This is a genomic window from Fusicatenibacter saccharivorans (genome assembly GCF_027667425.1).
GTDB classification, from domain to species: Bacteria; Bacillota; Clostridia; order Lachnospirales; family Lachnospiraceae; genus Fusicatenibacter; species Fusicatenibacter saccharivorans.
On the sequence record NZ_JAQEGR010000010.1, the window covers coordinates 13,380 to 37,845 of the forward strand.

General features: G+C 48.2%; 18 protein-coding genes. 1 reads left to right on the forward strand and 17 read right to left on the reverse strand.

Annotated features, from left to right (window positions below; translation table 11 throughout):
* Window positions 1-54: 54 nt before the first annotated feature.
* The 10 genes from PGS38_RS10525 to PGS38_RS10570 all read right to left on the reverse strand — a co-directional run bounded on the left by PGS38_RS10525 (window position 55) and on the right by PGS38_RS10570 (window position 13,158).
* Window positions 55-513 carry a signal peptidase II gene (locus tag PGS38_RS10525; RefSeq protein WP_022462960.1) on the reverse strand — a complete coding sequence of 153 codons (459 nt, stop codon included), beginning with the start codon at window positions 511-513 and terminating at the stop codon, window positions 55-57.
* Window positions 510-1,001, reverse strand: a complete 492-nt coding sequence (locus PGS38_RS10530; protein WP_118640233.1) for a zinc-ribbon domain-containing protein — start codon at window positions 999-1,001, stop codon at window positions 510-512. The genes PGS38_RS10525 and PGS38_RS10530 overlap by 4 nt, the downstream gene beginning before the upstream one ends.
* Before the next feature lie 80 nt (window positions 1,002-1,081).
* Window positions 1,082-2,518 carry an ATP-dependent Clp protease ATP-binding subunit ClpX gene (clpX, locus tag PGS38_RS10535; RefSeq protein WP_022462962.1) on the reverse strand — a complete coding sequence of 479 codons (1,437 nt, stop codon included), beginning with the start codon at window positions 2,516-2,518 and terminating at the stop codon, window positions 1,082-1,084.
* 225 nt (window positions 2,519-2,743) lie between these two features.
* A complete protein-coding gene (locus PGS38_RS10540; RefSeq protein ID WP_118600516.1) occupies window positions 2,744-4,465 on the reverse strand; it encodes a S1C family serine protease in 1,722 nt (573 codons plus the stop codon).
* Between the two features lie 145 nt (window positions 4,466-4,610).
* The gene (glmS, locus tag PGS38_RS10545) at window positions 4,611-6,437 is read right to left on the reverse strand and encodes a glutamine--fructose-6-phosphate transaminase (isomerizing) (protein WP_270476245.1); all 1,827 of its coding nucleotides are present in this window, start codon (window positions 6,435-6,437) and stop codon (window positions 4,611-4,613) included.
* Window positions 6,438-6,610: 173 nt separating this feature from the next.
* Entirely contained in the window at window positions 6,611-7,564 is a 954-nt protein-coding gene (locus tag PGS38_RS10550; protein ID WP_055219399.1) for a glycosyltransferase family 2 protein, read from the reverse strand.
* A 21-nt stretch (window positions 7,565-7,585) separates the two neighbouring features.
* Entirely contained in the window at window positions 7,586-8,782 is a 1,197-nt protein-coding gene (locus tag PGS38_RS10555) for an LCP family protein (protein ID WP_118640231.1), read from the reverse strand.
* A gap of 18 nt (window positions 8,783-8,800) precedes the next feature.
* Window positions 8,801-10,210 carry an undecaprenyl-phosphate glucose phosphotransferase gene (locus tag PGS38_RS10560; protein ID WP_117509226.1) on the reverse strand — a complete coding sequence of 470 codons (1,410 nt, stop codon included), beginning with the start codon at window positions 10,208-10,210 and terminating at the stop codon, window positions 8,801-8,803.
* Between the two features lie 150 nt (window positions 10,211-10,360).
* Window positions 10,361-11,335 carry a glycosyltransferase family 2 protein gene (locus tag PGS38_RS10565; protein ID WP_117509227.1) on the reverse strand — a complete coding sequence of 325 codons (975 nt, stop codon included), beginning with the start codon at window positions 11,333-11,335 and terminating at the stop codon, window positions 10,361-10,363.
* The gene (locus PGS38_RS10570) at window positions 11,323-13,158 is read right to left on the reverse strand and encodes a glycosyltransferase family 2 protein (RefSeq protein ID WP_055219403.1); all 1,836 of its coding nucleotides are present in this window, start codon (window positions 13,156-13,158) and stop codon (window positions 11,323-11,325) included. The genes PGS38_RS10565 and PGS38_RS10570 overlap by 13 nt, the downstream gene beginning before the upstream one ends.
* A 251-nt stretch (window positions 13,159-13,409) precedes the next feature.
* Here PGS38_RS10570 and PGS38_RS10575 point away from each other — a divergent pair, with 251 nt between their 5' ends.
* Complete coding sequence (locus PGS38_RS10575; RefSeq protein WP_118640230.1) at window positions 13,410-14,717, forward strand: D-alanyl-D-alanine carboxypeptidase family protein; 1,308 nt, start codon at window positions 13,410-13,412, stop codon at window positions 14,715-14,717.
* 194 nt (window positions 14,718-14,911) lie between these two features.
* Here the strand turns inward: PGS38_RS10575 and PGS38_RS10580 are convergent, their stop codons facing one another.
* Genes PGS38_RS10580 through PGS38_RS10610 form a run of 7 tightly spaced genes read right to left on the reverse strand, consistent with a single transcriptional unit; the run spans window position 14,912 to window position 24,459 of the window.
* Window positions 14,912-17,116, reverse strand: coding sequence for a glycosyltransferase (locus PGS38_RS10580; protein WP_055265468.1), 2,205 nt, complete (start codon window positions 17,114-17,116; stop codon window positions 14,912-14,914).
* 30 nt (window positions 17,117-17,146) lie between these two features.
* A complete protein-coding gene (locus PGS38_RS10585) occupies window positions 17,147-18,580 on the reverse strand; it encodes an ArnT family glycosyltransferase (protein ID WP_118640229.1) in 1,434 nt (477 codons plus the stop codon).
* Complete coding sequence (locus PGS38_RS10590; RefSeq protein WP_227093573.1) at window positions 18,561-19,802, reverse strand: rhamnosyltransferase WsaF family glycosyltransferase; 1,242 nt, start codon at window positions 19,800-19,802, stop codon at window positions 18,561-18,563. The genes PGS38_RS10585 and PGS38_RS10590 overlap by 20 nt, the downstream gene beginning before the upstream one ends.
* Before the next feature lie 18 nt (window positions 19,803-19,820).
* Window positions 19,821-20,792 (reverse strand): glycosyltransferase family 2 protein, encoded by a 972-nt coding sequence (locus PGS38_RS10595; protein ID WP_022462975.1) that lies wholly within the window; start codon window positions 20,790-20,792, stop codon window positions 19,821-19,823.
* A 2-nt stretch (window positions 20,793-20,794) separates the two neighbouring features.
* Entirely contained in the window at window positions 20,795-22,171 is a 1,377-nt protein-coding gene (locus tag PGS38_RS10600) for a hypothetical protein (protein ID WP_118600532.1), read from the reverse strand.
* Window positions 22,172-22,175: 4 nt separating this feature from the next.
* Window positions 22,176-23,099 (reverse strand): class I SAM-dependent methyltransferase, encoded by a 924-nt coding sequence (locus tag PGS38_RS10605; RefSeq protein ID WP_117804382.1) that lies wholly within the window; start codon window positions 23,097-23,099, stop codon window positions 22,176-22,178.
* 28 nt (window positions 23,100-23,127) lie between these two features.
* Window positions 23,128-24,459: an ABC transporter ATP-binding protein gene (locus PGS38_RS10610; protein WP_117801715.1), complete on the reverse strand. Its 1,332-nt coding sequence runs from the start codon at window positions 24,457-24,459 to the stop codon at window positions 23,128-23,130.
* Between the last annotated feature and the right edge of the window lie 7 nt (window positions 24,460-24,466).

Consider the following 24,466-nt stretch of genomic DNA (forward strand, 5'->3'; position numbering starts at 1 on the left):
TCTTTTTTGCCCCGAAAAGCCCGCCATCCGCAGGGCTTTTCGGGAGATCCTGCATCACCTGGACTCCCGGCAGGAAATTGCCGTCAGCAGCGCAAGTCCGAAGAAAATACAGAAATCAGAAACATTGAACACAAGTCTGCGGAACTTCTCCGGTCCAAACCGGAAGCTGACATAGTCGGTCACGTAACCTCTCTTATGCCGGTCATACCAGTTCGACATGCCGCCGCCAATCGTAAGCGCAAGCCCAAGCTTCTTCGCCTTACACTTACGTCTGCCCGCCAGCGCTCCGAGACGCGCCCACAGTCCGGACAGCAAAAAGAAGGTGAGAATTTCCACCTTCTTCGTGCTGTCCGCGAAGCCGCCGCCCGCTACGCCGCGGTTATGACATTTCCGCAGGACAATATGTCCTTTGCAGACCGGGATCTGCTCATTTTCCTTTAACTCCTCTTCTGCCTTCTTTTTCAGGCATCCGTCTGCAAGGAAAACCGCTCCCGGCAGCAGGGTCCAGATCATTCCTCTTCCGGTACCTCTGCTTCTTTTTCAGGCTCTTCTTCCGGCGCTGCTGCTTCGGTTTCTTCTGCTTTTTCTTCCGGTTCTACGTGTACAAACTCGGCATCCTCCGGCTCTTCTTCCTTCTCCGGCATAGCAGCACCGCAGCGCATGCAGAAAGCTGCATCTTTCGGAACACTTGCGCCGCAGGCCGGGCATACGATGCGGCCTCTCTTGTTTGCCACGTCTTCCCTGCAGTCTGCAATCTCTTTTTCCAGATCGGTGATATCTTTGCAGATGCCGGCAAGATTCTCGTCGAATGCTTCGCCGTTCAGATAGCGGTTGTAGATGATCTGTCCGATATCCTGGTAATTCTTCTCAATCTGATCCTCAAGCGCATGCTGACGGGTGCGGATCTTCTGAATTTCTACGAATTCATCTGTTTTCTTTCCCACAGTATCCACTGTTTTTTTCAGTGTTTTACTTAAATTTCCAAAAAAATCCTCTGCCATAGTTAAAACCCTCTCTTTCTTATCTCTTATTTCAAGAAAACGCCAGTTTCACGTCTGCTCCGCTGTGTTTTCCAGTTACCTTATTTCTGCTCTAACTTTGGAACTTCCTGACCGCGCAGGAGAATCGTCGGCCCGCCGGTCTTTTCAATATAGTCTTTTGTGATGATAACCTCTCCGATGCTGCTGTCCTTTGGAATCTCATACATGATATCCAGCATGAAATCCTCGATGATCGAACGGAGTGCTCTCGCACCGGTATCTTTTTCCAGCGCTTTTCTTGCAATAGAGCGAAGTGCATCATCATCAAATTCCAGTTTCACCTCGTCGAGTTCGAGCAGTCTCTTATACTGCTTCAGGATCGCATTTTTCGGTTCTTTTAAGATCTCGACCAGCATATCCTCATTGAGACTCTCCAGCGTAAATACGATCGGCAGACGGCCAAGGAACTCCGGCACCATACCGAAAGTCCGAAGGTCTTCTAAGGTCACCTGTGACAGCAGGTTCTTATCCCCATCATACTTGTCCTTCAGATCCGCCTGGAAGCCAATGGAAGCTGTCTTGTTCAGACGCTCCTTGATGATGTCCGTCAGATCCGGGAAGGCACCGCCGCAGATAAAGAGAATGTTTCTGGTATTGACGGTCTCGAGCGGAACCATCGCATTTTTGCTGTTGGCTCCCACCGGAACTTCGATGTCGCTGCCCTCGAGGAGCTTCAGCATTCCCTGCTGTACGGCTTCTCCGCTGACGTCTCTCTGGTTTGTATTTTTCTTTTTCGCAATCTTGTCGATCTCGTCAATGAAGATGATACCGTGCTCCGCGCGCTCCACATCGTTGTCTGCGGCCGCTAAAAGCTTAGATACCACGCTTTCAATATCATCACCGATATAACCCGCTTCGGTAAGGGATGTGGCGTCCGTGATGGCAAGCGGCACATCTAAGAGGCGTGCCAGTGTCTGCACCAGATACGTTTTTCCGGAACCGGTCGGTCCGATCATCAGCATGTTGGATTTTTCGATCTCGATATTTCCGTCCTGCGGTGCAAAGACACGTTTGTAATGGTTGTAAACGGCAACCGACATGACTTTCTTTGCACGGTCCTGGCCGATAACGTATTCGTCAAGCATCGCCTTGATCCGGTGCGGCGGCGGAATGTCCTTGATGGAAAATTCTTTTGTTTTCTTCTTTTCTTCTTTTTTCTTTACCCGCTGCCGGTTCGGGATCTGGTTGGAAAGCCCGGAGAGATCGAGCATGCCGATATTCGGCATGTTGTTCATATTATTCATCATCTCATTGATCTGGCCCGGGTTCTGGTTCATGGTATCAAAGCTCTTCTGCATGCAGTCCGGGCAGATATTGATGTTTCCCGGAAGGGTAATCATCTTTCCGGCTTTGCTCTCCGGTCTGCGGCACATGAAGCAGACTTTTTCATAGGTATCTTCTGTATGATGGTCAGAGCTTTTTGTTTCCGCCTTAGTTTCGTCCGCGGTACCGTCCACTCTGTCTTTCTCTTCTGACATGATTTTTCAAATTCCTTTCTGTAATAGATCGCTTGGTCTAGCTTGATTATAGCCCAAAAGCCATAGGGTCACAAGTAAAAACTTTCTTAAAAATTACCAACTTTTTTAAGAATTTTACAAATTCAAAAAATTATATCAAAAAATGCAAAAAAAGGCGGACAGCCAGGCGTTCATATTCCTGTGCTGTCCGTCTTTTTTCTCTTAGGAAATAGTTATTTCGAGTTTTTATCTGTTGCCAAACGGATTCTGAATACCCTGGTCATTCTGATCGGAGCTTCCGGTTCCATCGTTTGTGGTTCCGTTGCTGCTTCCGCTCGTCTGCGGCATATCTGCTGCAGAGCCAAGGGTCAGCGTCAGTGTTACTTCTTTGTACTCACCGTTGTCCGCACGCTGTACGGTGACATCTACGGTCTCGCCTGCCGCATAATAGGTCAGTGTCTCTTTTAAGCCTTTGGCGTTCGAGATGCTTCTTCCATCAAACGTGGTGATAACATCGCCTTTCTTGAAGCCCGCATCGGCTGCCGGGCTGCCGTCCACAACGCTCATGATGCAGACACCGGTCGGAATACCGTAGTTCTGGGAAACATCTGCGCTGACATCCGCCATGTTGATTCCGATATAAGCGGCCTTATCATCGCTGACTTTGTATCTTGTTGTCAGGTTCATCAGGTTCTGCAGAATCGGCTCCGCTTTCGAAATCGGGATCGCAAAGCCCATGCCCTCGACCTGTGTGGAGCTGTATTTTGCTTCGTTAATGCCGATCAGCTCACCGTTCATGTTCAGAAGGGCGCCGCCGCTGTTTCCAGGGTTGATGGCTGCATCGGTCTGGATCAGTCCCTCAGAAGTAATCGTCTCGCCGGTACTCTCATCCTGACTGGAGATCGTACGGTCTTTTGCACTGATATATCCGCTCGTCAGGGACTGGCCGGTTCCCAGTGCATTTCCGATTGCCACAACCTGATCACCGACCTCAAGGTCATCGGAATTTCCCATCACGGCAATTTTGATCTGGCTCTTTGTCTCGTCCTTGATGTCGGAAAGTTTTACTGCAACAACAGCAAGGTCATTGTCCGCATCGGTACCTTTGATCTGGCCTTCTACCGTCTCATCGTCGATAAAGCTGACGGAAAGAGACGTCGCACCGCTGACAACGTGGTTGTTTGTCGCAATCAGGAGCTCATCGTCGTTCTGTCCGACAATAACTCCGGTTCCGCTTGCAGGAACTTCCTGGCTTGTGGTTCCGAAGAATGTCTCAACTTCTTCCACCGTTGTCGTAGAAATTGCTACCAGAGACGGCATCGCACTCGATGCAACATCTTTCACGGACATCTCGCCGGTTGCTTTTACGGTATCGGAGGTATCACTGCTGTCTGCTGCCGTTGTTGTGGTGGTCGTCGGAATTGTAACTTCCTGCTTCTGCTCTGTTGCTGTACCGATCACTTTCGTACCGACTGCTGCAGTCCCAATGAAAACACCGCCTGCCACGAGTCCGAAGCACGCTGCCATGGCAAGTGTCATGCCCCATTTTTTTGCGGCTGACATTGGTTTTTTCGCTTTCTTTTTGTGATCCTGCGGCTGCGGAACGGCAGAAAACTGTGGTTTTTCCTGCTTCGGAGCACTCTGTGTCTGTGACTGGTACTGATAATGTTCTGTCTTTGCAGAAGATGTCCGCTCTGCCTTTGCCTCCGACGGGTCCGGTTCTCCGGTGTAGGAAGCGCTGTTATTCTCCTCGCCGGTCTTTCCGCTGATTTTCGGATTCACCCAGCTGTAGGTTGTCGTTTTCTTTTCTTCCGCCTTCGGCGCTTCTGCGGTTTCCTGCGGTTTTTCCGTCTCTGCTGCACTCTGCTCTGCTGTCGTTTCTGCTTTTACTTCTTCTGTATGCTCTGCAGCTTTGGTTTTCTCTGCTGCCTCACCATTTATTTCTTCTTTTTTGAATTCTTCACTCATGGCTGATCCCTCTTTCTCTTTTCTATCTCAGGCACCAATACACAGTGCTCTTATTTCTTTCTTCATTTTCTACTGCCTATTGTACGTTAGAATTGTGTTGAAACTGTGATAATTTTGAAAAAAGAGGAATTTTATGCTGCGGTTTTTATTCTACCGTAACCGATTTCGCCAAGTTTCTCGGTTTATCCACATCGAGGCCTCTGCCGATCGATACGTAGTAGCCAAAGAGCTGCAGCGGAATGATCGCCAGGGAGTTTGCAAAAATCGGATTTGTCTCCGGCAGGCAAACTACGTAGTCGGCTACTTTTTCCACTTCTGTATTGCCAACGGTCGTTACCGCCATGACAAACGCGCCTCGTGTCTTCACTTCCTGAATATTGCTGATCGTTTTCTTGTAGAGCTCCGGCTGGGTCAGCACGGCTACGACAAGGCGTCCGTCCTCAATCAGGGAAATGGTTCCGTGTTTCAGCTCACCGGCTGCATACGCCTCGGAGTGGATGTAGGAAATCTCTTTCAGCTTCAGGGAGCCCTCCATCGAGATTGCATAGTCGATGCCGCGTCCGATGAAAAAGACGTGTTCTGCCGCAAGATAACGGTTGGCAAAACGCTGTACGTTCTCCTTGTGGGACAGCAGCAGGGAAATCTGCTCCGGCAGGCGCTCAAGGCTCTGGATCATCGCATCGAAGTCATTCTGTGAAACGGTTCCGCGTACTTTGGCAAACTTCATCGCCAGAAGGTACTGCGCGATAAGCTGTGTGCTGTACGCTTTCGTTGTCGCAACAGCGATCTCCGGACCGGCCCAGGTATACATGACATTGTCTGCCTCTCTTGCAATCGAACTTCCAACTACGTTTACGATGCCAAGGGTACGCACGCCCTTTTCTTTTGCAAGGCGGAGAGCCGCGAGGGTATCGGCCGTCTCACCCGACTGGCTGACGATGACCACGAGCGTATTTTCCTGCAGAATCGGATCACGGTAGCGGAATTCGCTTGCCAGATCTACCTCAACCGGGATTCTTGCCAGCTTTTCGAAGACGTATTTTGCGGTTACACCGGTGTGGTATGCAGAACCGCAGGCAACGATAAAGATTTTGCGGATCGCGCGGATCTCCTCATCGGTCATGCCGAGTTCTTCGATCACAACATCACCGTTCTTAATACGCGGCGTCAGGGTATCTTTTACGGCTTTTGGCTGCTCATGCATCTCTTTCAGCATGAAATGCTCATAGCCGCCTTTTTCTGCCGCATTCATATCCCAGTCGATGTGGGTTGCCTCTTTCTCCAGCTCCTCCTCGTCAATATTGTAGAAGTGAAGGCCATCGCGGGTCAGTTTCACGATCTCCTCATTTTCCAGAAAATAGACATCTCTTGTATATTTCAGGACAGCCGGAACATCGGATGCAATCAGGTTTCCGCTCTTACTTGTACCAACGATCAGCGGGCTGTCTTTACGGACCGCATACACCTCATCCGGATGGTCGCGGAACAGGATACCCAGTGCATACGATCCCTCCATGCGGTGCATAACCTTTGTGATCGTTGCAAGCGGATCGCCGTTATAATAGTAATCCAGCATATGGGCAATTACCTCGGTATCTGTCTCCGAAAGGAACTCATATCCTTTGGACATCAGTTTTTTCTTTAATTTCAGATAATTCTCAATAATTCCATTGTGTACAACGACAATCGAGTGGTCTTTATTGAAATGCGGATGTGCATTCAGATCGGAAGGTGCCCCATGCGTTGCCCATCTCGTATGTCCGATTCCTACGGTACCCGGAAGTGTCGCTCCATTTTGTGTCATTTCCTCAAGCACCTTCAGACGGCCCATTGCTTTCTGCATCTGAATTTTGTTTCCATCGTATACAGCAATTCCGGCCGAATCGTATCCGCGGTACTCCAGCTTTGACAATCCGTCCAGCAGCACCGGGGCAGCCTGGCAGGTTCCAATATATCCAACAATTCCACACATAGATTTTTTCCTCCTAACAGCAAAAGGCGGCACCCTTGTTCTGTTTTCAGGTTATGCCGCCTTCTAATTTCTTGTTCTTTACTTTTTTACCACGCTGCTCCGTTCTCTGTCAACCTTATGGAGCATTTCGTATTTACTTACAAAATCTTTTTATTTTTGTTTTTTACTTTCACTTATCTTCTATTTCGTTTTTTTCTTATCTTTCCGTGATATTCCCACCACGTTTTGTTTGAGGTACACCAGCGGATCACACCGTCCGGAAGGCTTTTGTATCGTTTTCCGAGGAAGTATCCCACATATTTGAATCCGCTTTGAAAAAATAACGTGACGAGCAGCCACGGCTTATGAATTTTGCAGACGTAGGATGCCGATTTTTTCACCATACGGATTCCCTCACCCTCAGACGGATACGCATCAAAGATCTCCGGATGCTGTGCCTGGGATACACCGAGGTCGAAATTGCGGTGAAGCTGTGCCAGACAACCGTAATTGTGGGAATGTACCACCTTCGCATCTGCCGCATAGGCAATCGCATAGCCCGCCTGCACAAGATGCCCGGCATAGATCATATCTTCGTTAAACAAGGTGCTTTCTACAAATCCACCCAGCTCTTCATATGTCCTGCGGTCATACATTGCACAGACATTGGAGCAGAAAAAAGTCTTAACACCAAGTTTTGGCAGATCACCGGCATCCTTGATATCACTCTCCTCCGGATAGTTAAAGCCTCTCGTAAACCGTTCCAGTGTACGGCAGTCATCCCGCGGAAGCTGCCGCGCATAGGCCGCCTTCACATGCGGCAGTGAAAATTTTTCCACCAGATGTTCCACGCACGCATTGTCGTACGGCATGGCATCCTGGGTCATAAAAAGCAGAAGATCCGCATCCGAACTTTCTGCCATCGCCCTTCTCGTTCCGCCGTGGTCAAATTCGCTTGGCCGGATATGCTCTACCATAATTTTATCCGATAACTGCTCCCACGCCGGGTTCCAGAACTTTTTCCCTGTGTTTACAACCCGGATCGACCGGATCGGGTAAGTCTGTTCCAAAAGGCGGGGCAGAAGCTCTGCGAACTCCTGCCCTGGTTTATACGTTGGTATCATAACATCAACGGTATAGAATTTCATGTCTGGTTTTCTCCCTCGTATTTAGTCGCCTGCGATCACCGAATCTGCCTCTGCACCAGGCCCCTGGTTCAGCACATAGCCGATCATATCTTCATCGTAACCGCTCTTTCTTGCAATGTAGTCGCTGTACTCTGTAACAGCCGCAGACGGTTCATACGAAAGACCCGGATACAGATATTCATGCAGCTCTCTTACATTGAACTCCAGCGTAACCGGAATTACAACATCCTCACCAATGGCATTCACTACATTTTCACCATAGCAGAGCTGGAACGGATAGGCATAGGAGGTTCCCATCGTATACGTTACCGCATGCATACCAAGTTCCAGGATTTCATTCTTGGTAAGACTGGTGCTGACATTTCCCATCACCTTGTCCAGAATTTCCGGAATCTTGGTCGGATTCTGTTTCAGCTTCTGTACCATAAGATTGATAACAATTCGCTGACGGCTGGTACGTTTTGCATCATCACCGCCGCCATAACGGATCCGCGCATAGGAGGTAGCAAGCGCACCGCTGACATGACGTACTTCGCTGTAATCATCCCCAAGGTCCTCATCATACGGAATAGCTTCATACTCTACGCCCTGTGCTTCCGATACCTCTCTGTTGTAGTTGTTTGCATGAACACACTCTGCATTTGTCATCTCGATGTCGAGACCGCCCAGGACATCAATCGCATCGGCGAGTGCCTTGAAGTTTACGGTAACGTAATCGGTCAGTGCAAAGTCAAGGTTTGTATTCAGCATGGAGAGCATACTCTCCGGGCCGCCGCGGTTGTATGCGGAATTGGCTTTGTCAAACTCATAATATTCATCGGTATATTTCGCCATATTCATCCAGGTGTCACGCATAATCGACACCATACGGATTTCCTGCTTGTCGTGATCAATACAACAGAGAATAATAGTGTCACTGTTCATGCTTTCTGCCAGCTCGGAGCCTTTCACACCTCTGGCATCCACGCCGACCAGCGCGATGACCTGTGTACCGGACATCTGTGAGAGATCGGTATTTGCCTTTACTTCACTGTTGATCTGAATCTGGGAGCTGTCCAGCGTATCCTGATTCATCTTATCCATCGAACGGTTGATCCATGCGTAGACGAACAGAATTCCGGAAAGAATCAGCAGAACGGTGATTTCAATTCCGAAAATTATTTTTCTGCGGCGCATTTTTTTGTATTTTCTGCTCTTTTTGTAATTCTTCTTCGACATCTCTTTTCCCCTTATCTTTTAGTAAGCGTTTTTATTCACAAATCCTTTGAAAAAGGTCAGGAACAGAATTTTAAAATCAAGTCCCAGCGTCCAGTTTTCAATATAATACAGATCACAGTCAATACGCTTTCGGATGGAAGTGTCTCCCCGGTATCCATTCACCTGTGCCCACCCCGTAAGACCGGGACGCACCTGATGTTTTACCATATAACGCGGGATTTCCTCCCGGAATTTTTCCACAAAGAAAGGTCGCTCCGGCCGCGGTCCGACCAGGCTCATATCTCCTTTTAAGATGTTAAAGAGCTGTGGAAGCTCATCAATGCTGGTATGGCGCATGAATTTTCCAAATCCCGTCACACGCGGGTCATTCTTCACGGTCCATGCCTTCTTTTCTTTCTCCTCCGTCTGAACTTCCATCGAACGGAACTTGTACATTTCAAACGGTTTGTTGTGCAGTCCGACGCGTGTCTGACGGTAGATCAGCGGACCCGGTGAGGTCAGCTTGATCATGATGCAGGAAAACAGCATCACCGGTGAGAACAGAATGATCGCCACGAACGCGCCGAAAATATCCACAATCCGTTTCAGCATCGCGTTGAACGTGTTGGAAAGCGGCACATAGCGGATATTGATGACAGGAAGTCCCTGCAGGTCTTCTGTGTACGGCTTTGTCGGAATGATGTTGTGGTAATCCGGCACAAACTGGGTATGTACGCCGGATTTTTCACACATGGCAACGATCTCCTCCAGGCGGAAGTATTCGTTCAGGCCAAGGGTAATGGCAATTTCATCCAGTTTGTTTTCCGGCAGAATGACTGAAAGATTGTTGATTCTTCCAAGAACCTTGACACCGCGGTACATCGTTCCCGCTTTGACATGGTCATCGAGGATTCCGCGGACGAGATAGCCCCACTCTGGGTTTGCAATGATCCGGTCAATGTATTCCTCGGTCGCACGGCTGTAGCCGACCATCAGAATCTGCTTCTGGTTGCGGCCGTGTTTCCACATATTGCTTAAGATATAGTGGATCAGATTTCTTACGATCGTTTCCAGTGTCACATTCAGCACAAAGAAGATGCAGAGCATACCACGGGAAAAGTGAACCTGGCGCACCATGTAAAGGCTGGCCAGCCAGACCAGAAATCCAACCGTATTCGCTTTTAAGATATTGGCAAATTCCAGACGTCTTCCCTGAAAACGCTTGGATGCATAGAGATTGAATGCATAGTAAAGCAGCAGATAGCCGGGCACGATATAGAGCAGTGCCATCATATACGTCGCCGGCGGCAGAATTCCCCTCTCCGGATGATTATTCATAACGCCCAGCCGCACATAGCAGTACCAGGACAGTACGTAGGAAAGTGCGAGCACCAGGGCATCGATCAGAACGTGCATCCGGTCAAAATATTTCTGATTATCGTTGATCAAATTCGTTCACCTTATCTGTTTTTTTCGGGATTTAAAAATTCCCTACCCCTAACTATACAATAAGTTCCAAAAAAGAGCAATCATATTTTTCTAACATTCTTCTTATTTCCGTAAACTTTTTAACTTTTTCGTAATCTTTTGAAAGAATCCTTATGCCCTCTCCAGAAATCTCCGGAACACATTGATAAAAAGCTCCCATTCGATGACAAAATACGTGCCGAGGCGCTTCCACTCAAAACGGATCTTTTTTGCTCTGTTTTCCGGCTTCCGGCAGATGAAAAAACCATTCTTGATTCCTGCCAGATATTCTTTTCCGTATCCCTTCGATGCAAAAAAGACCAGTTTTGCCGAAAAACCGAGGATAAAGGCCGGCAGGTTAAGCAAAATCTGTAAAACCGGCATATTTTTATAGATCAGATAAATATTGTTCCTGGAAGAATAACGGATTTTAAAGAGGTTATACCGGGAACCGCTCGTTCCGCTTCCGACGTGGTAAACCTTCGCGGACGGCTCATACCAGTTCTCGTAGCCCAAAAGCCGCGCACGATAGCCGATGTCGGTATCTTCCAGATAAGCGAAATGTTCTTCGTCAAAAAGTCCGGTCTTTTCCAGAAATTCCCGGCGGTAGATTGCTGCTCCGGCGCAGGCCGCAAAAATCCGGTCGGACGTTTCAAATTCACTGACCGGTTTTCCTTTTCCTCTTGCGAATGCCCATCCCAGCATATTATAGTAATTTCCCGCATCGTCGATTTTATCACGCTCCTGATAGGAAATCAGCTTTGCGCTGCATGCAAACGCATTCTTTCTTTTACAGATTCCCTCATAAAGGCGCTCGACAAAGTCCTGGAACACTTCGGTGTCGTTGTTTAAAAGGATCACATACGGCTCCTTCGACTGGCGGATGCCTTCGTTGACCGCACGGCTGAAGCCATAGTTATCATCGAGCTGGATGATTTTCGTCTCCGGGTAGTGTTCCCGCAGAAACGCACAGCTCTCATCCTGTGAACCATTGTCCACGAAATATGTGGTAAATTCCGTAAAGGTCTGCTTTGCAAGCGCTGCAAAGCACGTCTCCAGATACCGGTATCCATTATAATTTGGTATTACAACTGCTACTTTGTCCATGGTTTTACTCCCCTGCCGTCGGCACGCAGTCCATAGTTCCACGATGCCAGCGTTAAATTTGGATTGTAGCAGGGATCTCCTGCCTTTAACAGCCCAATCCAGCGGCTGCGCATAAATTCGATTTCCGACTGGAAGCGGCGCACCTTCTTCTCGTCATCCTCTGCTCCCCTGGATTTCGATTCATAATGGTACAGCTCCACGTGCGGATTGTATACGATTTTATAACCTGCTTTTCCAATGCGCAGGCACAGATCAACATCATTGAAAGCGACGGACAGTTCTTCTTCAAAGCCGCCGACCTCCTCAAAAACCTCTTTTTTCATCATCATGCACGCTGCTGTCACCGCACTCACATTCATCTGGAGCGATGCCTTATGCAGGTAGCCGCTTCTTCCGCGCGCCAGACCTAAAAAGGCGTGGCCCGCAATGCCGCCGATACCGATGATGATACCCGCATGCTGCACCGTGTTGTCCGGGTAATACAGCTTCGCGCCGACCGCCCCGATCTGCGGTCTTTGCAGATTGGACACCATCTTTTCCATAAAATCGGGTGTGATAATTTCCATATCGTTATTGAGAAACAGGAGATACTCTCCCTTTGCCTCTTTGACGCCGAAATTATTGATCGCAGAATAGTTAAAGCCCTGTTTTGGATACTTCAGGACACGGATGCCCTGTGCTTCGAGTTCTTTGTAATAGGAAAACGTTGCTTCCTCAGTGCTGTTGTTCTCAATAATCAGAATCTCATAGGATGGATACATGCACTTCTTCTTAATGGATTCCAGACAGGTGCGTAACGTATCGGCCTGATCCTTGTTCGGGATCAGAATCGAAACCAGAGGCGTTCCCCGCAGTTTATAATCTACATCGTAGAAGCCATAATCCGAACGCAGTGTGACGGTTCCCTCTTCGCCGCAGCGCGCAAGGTTTCCCTCAATTGCCTTTTTTCCGGCCTCATACGCGTACAGCTTGCTTGCCGGATTGTCTGCGGTGGAAGCGCTGTGGACCCTCCAGTGATATAAAACTCTCGGAATGTGTACAATTTTTCCCGCCATTTCCGTGCAGCGGAAGATATAATCATAATCCTGCGCCCCATTGTATTCCGGACGAAGGCCGCCGGTTTTCTCCGCAATCTCCCGCCGTACAACGAAGAAATGGCAGATATAATTGTTTGACCGCAGCAGATCCAGATTGAAATCCGGTTTGAAATGCGGCTGGAAATACTCGGACAGATCGGTCCGTACCTTGTCCTCATCGGTATAAAAAGCATCGATGGACGGATCTTTTTCCAGACGGATGGCAATTTCAAAGAGTGCATCCGGCGCAAGCAGATCGTCGTGATCCATAAAACCGACGAAATTTCCCGCTGCTGCGGCAAGCGCTGCATTTGTATTCTCTGCAATGCCGATATTTTCCGGAATCGGAACGTTCTTTACGCGCGGATCTTTTCCGGTATACTCTTTCAGGATGCGCGCCATCGTCTCATCCTCCGGGCTGGCATTTCCGATCACCAGTTCCCAGTTTTCATAACTCTGTTTTTCCAGGGATTCGATCATCTGACGCAGAAAAATTTCCGGCGTACGGTAAGCCGGAACAACAACGCTGATCTTCGGACAATAAGAAAATTTATGATTTTTCTGACACGCCAGGTCCTCCTCTTTTGCGCAGTACTGCTCCCGCCACGGTCCGTACGGAACCTCCTCCGGCTCCATCCTCTCCGAAAGACGGATCAGGAATTCCTTTGGGCCATAATGTTTCAGGTAACGCAGTCCCTTCTGTATGTTGTAAGGTTTCAATTTCCGTATAAAACGGAGCCATTTCATATCTGACACTTTTTTTAACTCCTTGGGGTTTTTGTTTTTCAGGTTTTTTGTTTTTTCCGTATGAACTCGTTCGCATTATACTCTATTTTACTGCATTTTGCAAATCCCGACTGAAAATATTAAGAAATTATGTGTTTCTTCCCTGCTCGCTTTATGTTATAATAATAAAAGTGTGTCTAATACATTTTAGAGAGATCCGCTGCCCGGACAGTCTTATGCAGCTGTACCCGCTGGATCAGAAGGAGTGAGTTATGATTAGAAAGAATTCTGCAGCCCGCACATTTTTATGCCTGTTGCTTGCTTTTGTTTTTGCCGCGTCCTGCCTCCCGCAGACGATTTTTGCCACAACCGATAAAAAAACAGTCACCACCTGGCCCGAAGGACCGGAAAACAATTCCGGCGCTGTCTGTTTACTCGATGCCGATACTGGTGCTGTTTTATACGATAAAAACATGGACGAGCAGCGCTATCCTGCCAGCATCACCAAGATTCTGACGGCTCTGCTGATCATTGAAAACAAGCAGATGACCGACACCGTTACCTTCGGCGAACATGCTGTCAGCGAATCCATTCCGGGAAATGCCCGCATCAACGTTCAGCTTGGCGAAACGATCACAGTGGAGGATGCTCTTCACGCGATTCTTCTTGCCTCGGCAAATGAGGTCTGCACACAGCTTGCCATCGACATTGCCGGAAGCGAGGAAGGTTTCGCCGCCATGATGAACGAACGCGCCGCTGCACTTGGTTGCACGAATACCCATTTTGTCAATGCAAACGGTCTGCCAGATCCGAACCACTACACCAGTGCACACGATATGGCACTCATTATGCAGGAGTGCATCAAAAACGAGACCTTCTGCCGCATCGAGTCCGATCTGACCTACACAATTCAGCCGACCAATATGACCTCGACACCGCGTGATCTTCAGAACCACCACGCATTGCTGTTCCAGGACGGTCAGTGGGGATACAAGGGTGCTTTCGCCGGAAAGACCGGTTATACCGATGAGGCACACAACACACTCGTTACCGCTGCCAAGCGAGGCAATATGACGCTGGTCTGCGTTGTTTTAACCTGTGATAACCTCGATTATATCAACGATACCCGTACCGTACTTGATTTCGGTTATGATAATTTTACACATTATACCCTGAAGAACGCAAAAAAGGAAAGTCTTTCCGGTGTGGTAACGCTTCCAAAGAATGCGAAAATTGAAACTGCAACCTACACCGATCCGGACGGCGCTTCCGTTGAGGAACCGTACACCCGCCAGTATTTTTTCGATGATCACTTCATCGGAACAGCCGAGGTTTCCGCTCCATGTACTGTTTCCGACAGTTCTTCGGTTTCCTCCGATTCATCAGAAGAAACCGACAGCACAGATATTCCAACACCGGAAGAAACCAAGAAAATTTCTTTTCTCTCCACACTGCTCTATATTCTGCTTGGCCTGAACGGTGTCGCTTTTCTGATTCTGATCATTGTCGTGATCAACAACGCGAGAAAGAGACGGAAACGCAGAAACAGACGCCGCAATAACCGAAACAAACGGCACTGATCTTCTAATTTATAAGCAATCAGGACCTCCCGTCCAACGGATGATCCTGATTCAAGAGTTCGACGGAAGTCGAACTTTCCTATAAGAAGTAAAGAATGGCATCGAAAACGCAACCGATTTCGATGCCATTTGGGTATAACGCAGAGCTACCGCCAGAAATATTTGCTAGTGCGACAGCCCTTTTTGTTGCTTATTTATTTTCCAAGATACTGTTCTAAAATCTGTGGTTCGATTCTTTTCCAGTTTCTTTCCTTTACCGTCTCTTCTGCTCCCGTATCCAGTTTTTTCCTCAGTTCCGCATCTGTCAGAATACGCTCAATCGCCGCTTTTGCCTCCGCGAGATTTCCCTGCGGATAGAGAATACAGTTTTCCCCATCTTTCAGGTATTCCAGATTGCCACCGTTCGGCACAGCAACGACGTAGCCGCCGGACGCCATCATCTCAAGCGGCGGATAGGAAAAGCTTTCCAGCAGGCTTGTTTTCAGCAGGATATCACACGCCGCATAGACTTCCGGTGTTTTTTCATATGGAACCCGGTGTAAAAAGCGGTCCACGCGGTACCAGGATTTCGGATTTCCATTGTAGGACATGTACCAGATCTCGAATTTTTCCAGATCCAGCTGTTCCACGATACGGAAGCTCTCGTCCACGTTTTTATGCTCCGCGCTGCAGTCTCCCTCGATCAGAATCCGAATTTTTCCCTGCAGATCCCGCCCCCGTTTCGGATAGAAGGACGGATCGATGCCGTTCGGAAGATAGGCTGCTTCGGTATGGTATTCCTCCCGCAGCCAGTTCTGACACCATTTGGAAATGGTTACGTACTCCATCGGGCTCCTCATCCGGTAAGTCGCCGAAGTTGCGATCCGGTACGGGCTTCCCGGCGGATAAAATCCAACTTCAAAATTCTGCACCAGATATTTTTTCTTTCGGATCTTGCTGGACTGTTCGACGAACTCTGCGGTATTCCACATCGTCGCTACCGCAAGATCCAGCGTTCCCTGCAGTTTCTCTCGCTCGGCCGACAGCACCGGAAAATGGAAATCACCCTCATGATACCACTCCGCCTCCCCTTCCAGAGTAAAGAGGCTGACCTGCGCTCCTGCTTTTACCAGCATTTCCGCATGAAGAAGTGCAACGCGGATGCCTCCGCTGATCTCCATCGCTGGAAGCACAAAGGCACAGCGTAGATTCCAGTGGCGCTCCACCCACTCGCAAATCCCGGTGGCATGAAAGATTGTGACACACTCGCGGCTGCACCGGCCATATGCCCGTCCGGCAATGGCTTTTCGTGCCGGTTCGTCGTCGATCAGCCACTGCAGTTTTTCCAACCACTCCGCTTCGTCTCGGCAGAGTACGCCGTCTTCTCCATCCTGTACCATCTCAGCAAAAGCGCCGAGATTGCTGGCTGCTGTCACAGTCTGCACCAGAGCCGCTTCCACCCATTTATTTTCCGATTTCGCACGGTTAAAAATCGTATCGGTAAGCGGAGCCAAGTTGATATCCACCGACGCAATCCGCTCCGGCAGTTTTTGGTAATCGACAAAGCCCTCCATCTGGATCTGGGAAGCAAACAGTTTCAGCTCCACCGGGAGTTCCAGAATTCCCACGATGAGGAGTTCCAGGTTCGGATTTTTGCCAAGCAACTGTTTCAGCACCGGAACGATCATCTCGATGTCGTCCAGATGCGTCGCACTGCCGCTGAAATAGCCAAGGCGTACTTTTTTCGCCGTTCCATCTGCTTCGTTCTTTTTCTGTTTTTCTTTTAACACCGCCTCGGACAGTAGCAGCATCTCATCTGACGCACAGTTGCGGTTGATCAGCACCTCCGGTACGTACTGCTTCAGTTCTTCTGCCAGCGCCGCTGTCGTCGTAACCGCCGCATCGCAGAGGGAAAGCAGCTCGCCCATGTTTCGGACATTCTGATCGTATGCCTGCCGTTCTTCCGGCTGCATCCGGTCGAGAAACGGAATCTGATCGGTGTATTTCGTATCGATCACAAGATCATCCACATCGTACCACAGAGGCTTGTTCATCTGCTTTGCCATTGTGGCAAATTCCCGCAGGGTGTCCGTCATCGGGCAGCGGAAAATCACGAACGCGCCGTAGCAACGTACCATCCAGGGCTTCAGCTCCTGAAAATAAACCGTATCACACGTATATCCGCCTGCCTCCAGCTGCTCCATCTGATGCACCACGCGGTACCGGTGTGGATGCGGCAGCTGTTCATTGCAGCCACTGATAAAGAGAATATCCCGGTAGACCCGGGATTTTTCTCTCTGAAACTCTTTTTCTTTTTTTGCCCGCGCAAGGTACCCTTTCGTACGCCCAGCCAGACCGCCGATTCCTTCTTCTGCAACAGCTTTTTTTAATTTTGCTGTCAGCACTGAAATTTTTTCCAAACGTTTCACCGCTTTCTTTCTCTGTTCCGCTTACCGCAATCCGTAGTAGTTCTGCAAGTACATCGGATAGATGATTCTCGCCCAAGTAAATGCCGCTAATGCCGCTGCCGCCACACAGACCAGAATACAGAACAATTTTTCATACTTCTGTAGTTTTTTCTCCCGTTTCAGGAACGCCTGCACACCCTTCGTCACGAAATACATCAGCGGAATCAGCATCGGCATGCTGTATCGTCCCTGCGGCTGAAAATCAGAACTGTAGGAGTAATACGCATTCAGATAATTCGGGATCAGCAGGGCAAACACATTAGCCCAGGTAAACCATCCCAGTTTACTCCATTTTCTCTTCGTTTTTCCGGTAAGAGCCGTCTGCGTGCCGTCTGCATTCCAGAAGAAAAAGTCTCTCTGGCAACAGTTCCGCATCAGAATGAGACCGACAAGAAGACAGCAGAGGTACGGAACAATAATCATCGTGGAAAGATAAATCTTATTGTAGCCAAACGCGCCGACAAAGCTGTACAGCACTGTTACCAGCCAGTCATGTTCCAGAAAACTCGGCTTATAGAAGATCATATGCAACATGGAGCCTCCTTTTTTCTGGAAGGTCTTGATGTGCGACGGCTTGTACTGGTATCTTGCATACAGTTCCGCGCTTGCGCTCGATGCCTGGCGTCCCAGAAAATCTCCTCCATAGAGAATAGCATTTCGAATAAACCACCACAGAGCAATGACACAGACGATCACCAAAATAAAAAGACCTTTTTGGATCATTTCTTTCCATCGTTCTTTGACCGGTTTCGACTGGTCCGTCAGCATCGTTCCCACAAAGTAGAAAAACGTCATCAGAATAAATCCATACGCATTGTAATACGACAAGAAACAGATTCCCATTCCAACGGCCGATACCGCACACGTGGTCCAGCTCCATCCCTCTTTGTACGCCTTTACCCAGGAATAAAAGATAATGGCCGTCGAACACATTGCAAGCGCGTCGCAGTTGACATAGGAATATAAAATCACATTGCCCGGCAGGAAAACCACCAGAGTCGTAAACATCCATGCGTAGCGTCTTGGAAACAACAGCTTTGCCGTCTTTAAGACCACCCAGGCAGTAAGCGCTCCCAGCAGAACATTTACAAAACGGGCGGAAATGAGCAGCATCCACTCATCCGTGGAAAACAGGCTCATCCCCTTCATCAAAACTGCAGATGCCATATAGGAGAGAATCGGATTGAATGCATAGGAAATCCCCCAATCCTCATTCCGAATCAGCGGTTCGTCACCCCGCGGAAGCTTCCCATATTCATAAATGAACTGTGGAATCTGATACCGCATTGATTCATCCGACGAGAAATTGTATCGCTGCGTACAGGACCACAAAAAGTAAAACAGGAATACGCCGAATACAAACAGAATCTCGATTCTGCGTTCTCTGCTCACATCCTTACTGCAGTTTTTTCTCATCTTCCTCAATTCCTTTTAGCATACTTGCGTAAACTTTTTCGGCTTCTTTGTACCAGGAGGTTCCCTTTACGAAATCCATTCCCTTTTTGCGGATTGTAGCCAGCTCATCCGGGTGGTTGAAGTAATATTCCATTCTATCTGCGATCTGGATCGGATCATAGTCAACCAGAATGGAGTTTTCCTCATTTACCATCCAACTGCTGTTTGCACCCTTGGAGCAGACAGCGACCGAGTTGCAGGCCATAACCTCGAACGGTACGAGGGAAAGGTTGGTATTCGAAATAACAAGGCACATATCACAGATCGCATAGGAATCTGCCAGCACCTGCGGTGTTACGATACCTAAATTTCTGTGTTTGAACGGAATCTCATAGCCGCTGACATCCCATCCCGCGAAAACAACCTCGATCTCCGGCATTCTGCGGCACAGCTCATTGAGTGCCAGCATACCGAGCTCAAAATCACGTCTCGGGGTAACCGGGCGGGCATAGAAGAAAACTCTCTTCTCGTTGTCCTGCTTTTCCTTCGGCTGATATACCTTGTCATCGTAGGAGAAATGGAAGCTGTCTGCCTGCATGCCGTATTCATTTCTCATGATATCCCGCAGCCAGTCTCCTGCTGTGATTCCTCGGAATCCCATCTTGTACGTGTTCTCTGCAAACTCATACTCCGAACCGTGTGCATAGAAATGCGGCTCGAAATCCTGTACGAAGTAAAACTTCGAAATCGTATTCTGGAATTTTCTTACGTAGTAAGCGGTGGTCCAGGAGGTTGCTACGGTTGCATGTGCAAATTTCATCTGGGATACATCGCAGTAAACTTCTACTTCCGGCACAAGAAGCGGGAAGTACTCTTTTAGGAATTTGCGGATGGACGCATTATCCTGAAAATTCGGGGACATGTAGAGATAAACTCTACTGTGGAAACCGAGGCGCTCCAGGTTGGAAATAAAACGGAAAATGGTGGTATGACCGCCGGAACCAGGTCCCATTTCCGGTACAACCCAATTCAGGATCTTTTTCTTGTCGTTTTTATGTTTCTCATACTCTTTTTGATTGAACGGGATCGGATCGTTGTCTACGACAAATCTGTAAAATCCGATGACGTTGTTCTTCGGCGGTACAGCCGGCTCATTGCCCTGTTTTGCGCGCTCAATCGTTTCTTTTAATCCATGATTCTTCAGATACCGTAACGCACGGTATGCTACATTTGGTTTTTTCACGTTTCTTTTTCCTTTCTTCTATGCATGTCTCTGATCGTACTGCTGCGAAATGTGACGATCCAGGAACTGTTGTTTCCGTTTGGAATACAGATGGTATTTTCCGCCGAGATAGCCGCCCACAAAGCGGTCAAAATTGCGAAACAGGGAATAAAATGCCCAGTGGATTTTCTCTTTTTTACTGAGCGGCTGCTGACGGATATACACGCAGTCCCCTCTCACCTGACGGTACAGCATGCCCGGAAGCTGCGTCCATTTCTGTGCAATCATATACTGATGAACTTCATATAATCCCTTCTGCTCATCATAATACCGTTTGAAATACGTTCTGAGTTTGAAATTGTGGGAATGATATACCGGTGCATACGGGCAGTATACTTTTTTGAATCCGAGTTCAATCATCTTTCTCGCCCAGATCTGATCCTCGGCAAAGTTGACATCCTCATACGGATATTTTTCAAAAATATCTCTTCGGATACAGGAGTTATTGTCGGAGAAAAACGCCAGATAATGACGATATCCTTCTTCTCTTTCGTAGCGTTCCGGATCATCAAGGTGGAAAATCGTATTAGTTTCTCCAAATCCTTTAAAATGGCCGTCCAGATCACGCTTGTCAAGCAGATTGCAGTCCGGATACGGATAATGAATCCCGAATCCTCCCACGATTTCCGGGTCCATCTTCATGGCATCAATGAAATTCTGCAGCCAGGTATCGGTCGCTGGAAGCGCATCCTGCGTAATAAAGATGATATACGTTCCGTTTCCTTTGGAAGCACCATAGTTTCTCGTTTTTCCATGTCCAAATTCGGACGGCTCAATCTGAAACAAACGGCATGGATATTTGCGGATCACATCGAGAGTTCCGTCCTTTGACCCGGAATCCACGCAAATTACTTCATATTCATACTCTGTCTTCTGTTTGAAAACGGCATCCAGCACTTTTTCAAACAGATGCCCACCATTTTTGGTAGGAATGACAATGGATACATCCATAGTTATTTACTCCTTTTTATCACATGCTGCACTTTATCTGCCATACGCACAACCTTACGCTGGCGCATCCGCTCCAGCTCTTCCTCCAGAAACTGCTTCTGTTTTCTCGTTTCCTGGAGTTCTTCTTCCCTGTGTGCAAGTGCCGCTTTTTCTGCTTCGATTTCTGCCTGCAGCTGGCCTTTCCGATAAATCTCCCCGTTCAGTTCATCCCTCAGATCTTTATTCTGACGGATATATTGAATAAACTGGGACGTAACGCCATCGCCTTTGTAGTAAATCCGGTAATCAATCCGGATCTGTTCATAACCGGCATTCCGGAATTTCAGAACCGGCGTTCCAAGGAAATAATAGTCGTCGATAATCTCAAGCTCGGCGTTGTGCGAAAAAGCGATACGTTCCGTCTTCCCATCGCTGCATACGCCCGCGAGAGAACGGATTTTAATGACAGCCCCCTCCTGCATCAGCTGAAGGGAAAGCTCTCCGTCCGCGTCTGCCTTTTCAAGCATCATCACCTTCTGCTCATCCAAGCCGAAGCAGTCCTCATAATAGAGTTCTCTCTCCTCCGGTGCTGTTTCGGTGAGCACAACCGGGTACATCATTTTTTCTTTTTCCCAGATAGAAAGCGGATAATTGTGCCGGTGCAGTTTTCCATAGAACGTGGCGAGCGCATTTGGCTCACCCTTTCCGGCCGCGAATTCCTGGAAGCACTCTTCCATATGGTAGTATACCGGAATCTCTTCCATGGAAATACCGCCAATGGCGTACAGTTCTTCCTGCTCTTCCTTCGTCAGTGCACTCGCCGCCTCCTGTAAAAAGACGCTCCGCGCATAGATAAATGCAATCGGTACGGCAAACGGGAATACCCACTCGTAGTCTGCCACCCAGACCTTTTCTCCATCCAGAAGAAGGTTGCCCGGAATCATGTCAATATTGGAAATCTCCGCTGCGGCAAGTCCTTCTTTCAATGCCGGATGGCCGAACACCTCACAGAACGCATCGGTTTCCACAAAGGATTTCTGCCCTTTTGCCGATGCAATGATCTGATACAGCAGTTCATAATCCTTTTTCAGCGATGCAAAATCTTTTTCTTTTCCATGACGGGAAATGCGCGTTTCCAGACTTTCCCCTTCTACAAAAGGAAATGCAAGCGCGCATTTTTCTTCATCCAGTTCGCATGGGCAGATCTGTACGCCCGCATAGGCGTACAGATGCTCCAGCTTTCTATAGTTTTCATACATATGCCGGATGTGGAGTTCTCCCTCTTTCTGCAGCGGAAGCTTCCACACACGCCGGATCCCATCCTCTTCTGTAATCCGGGTCATAATCTGAAATTCGTTCCGACGTTCTCTCGAAAATTTCGTATACAGAACTTTCCTCATACGTTTACTCCTTTTTCTCCACTTCAATCAGAAAGGAATTGGAAAAAACCGGAAACAGACCGGACTTCAGGATTCCGTCAAATGCTTTGCCTTCGTCAAAAAGTGTGATCCTGTCAGCATCAAAATTCCGCTGATTTTTTCTCAATTCACCCGGCTTCGGCAGATATTCATCCGAATAAATGACCGCCGGAAATTTGTAATCCGGATAGGGATAATAAAACTTAAACTTCGAAAAACCGTTTTCCTGCAGCATCTGCTCCAGCTCCGGTTTGCTGAATGTCTCGACAAAATCGATCCCCGGATATCCTTCAATTCCGGCAAATTCCCGGCCCACATGGTCTTCCCTGCAGCCGGCAAAATACTTCAGTCCCAGACGGTTCTCAATCGCAATCAGGATTTTTCCGCCCGGTTTTAAGAGACGATTGATCTTTTCCAGATATTCCGGATACGGATTATCCTTTCCAATATAGCTTTTTGCATACTCCAGAACACCGATCAGTGTCACGTAATCGAAGCGTTCTTCCATTTTTTCTGCAACAACATTAAAGTTTCCAACCATAATCTCCAGGTTGGACGCATCCTGATTTTTGTAGGCATTGATCGTACTGCGCCGCTTCGACAGATCGTTTGCCACTACCCGCTTTGCATTTCTGCAGAGCACGCCGGAAATGGCTCCGCAGCCGGCTCCGACTTCAAATACGGAAGCATCGTCTTTCCACTCATACCAGTCCAGAATATTTTCCCGTTCCGGAGAGAGATGATAAAAAATCGGCCAGCTTTTTTCTGTGAGGATTACCTTCTGGTAATCCTCTTTCGGCGTCGTCTTGACGATCTCCAGCAGCCGGTCCTCAATGCTGCCGTCGCTGTAAGCATCTTCGCCGTCATAATAATCCAGGTTCAAAAGAACATTTCCTATTGTTTCTTTCATATAACCCCCGTCGTTTATCCTCCGCATCCTACTCGTAGGTCACGGTAGAGTTCATATCAAAAAATCCTACGGTGTCTTTCATGGAGAAGACTTCCAGGAAGCAAGCATCGTACAGTCTGTGGTGGATCACCAGCTCTTCCAGATGGTAGCTGGTACATCCAAACGACATCAGATACTGTCCGCTCTGCAGCGGCATGATCTGGTCAAAGCATACCGTGACGGTCTTTCCTGCTTCCACCACGTCTTTTGTGTAATCCTCCAGCGCCGTATTCGTTCCGGTAATCTCCGTTCCCTTCCGGTCTTTGATCGAAAAGGCAAAAATCGGATGCTCCATCGTTTCATGGAACTTGATTTTCATCTTGATGCGGAATCTCTGGTTTTTATCCACAGAAGATGTAATCATACCTTTGTGGTCGATAATCGCAAAGTCCACGATCTCCGCAGCCTTGTCTCCATATTCTACCAGCTGCGCATTCGCAATCAGGCGTTCTCTCCAGAGGCCTTTTTTCGGCTTTTCTGCCGATACGGCACCGGATGCATCTGCTTCGGTTCTCTCTTCGGTCTGTTCTGCACTCTCTTCGGTCTCTTCCTCTTCTTTTGTCTCGTCATCGTACTGGTTGGCAAGAATCTTCTTGTAGACATCGACTGCCTCCGACGATTTTCCAACCATCACCTGTTTTCCTTTGTTAATCAGAAGACATCTCTCACAGTACTTGATGACGCTGCCCATATCGTGGGAAACGAAAAGGATCGTTTTTCCTGCTTCTTTCAGATCGTTAAATTTCCGGTAACACTTGGACTGGAAGAAAATGTCTCCGACGCTTAAGGCCTCATCGACAATCAGAATATCCGGATCCACATTGATCGCAACCGCGAAGGCAAGGCGGGCAAACATACCGCTGGAATACGTCTTAACCGGCTGATTGATAAAGTCACCGATCTCTGCAAACGCAATGATATCGTCGAGCTTTGCCTTCATCTCCTCCTCGGTATAGCCAAGCATCGTTCCGTTCAGGAAAATGTTCTCAATACCGGTATACTCCATGTTAAAGCCTGCACCCAGTTCCAGAATGGCACTGACTCTTCCCTTTAACTCCACGTTTCCGCTCGTCGGGTTTAAGACACCTGTGACGATTTTCAGCAGTGTGGATTTTCCGGAACCGTTCGTTCCAATGATACCGACACACTCGCCCTTATGCACCTCAAGTGAGATATCCTCCAGCGCAAAATGATCGGTGTGATAGTTTTTATGTGTCAGTGAAAGCGATTCTTTCAGACGGTCCATCGGCTTTTCAAACAGCTTGTAGACCTTGCTGACATGGTTAATTGAAATTACTGTTTCTGTATTTTCTGTGCTCATTCCATCC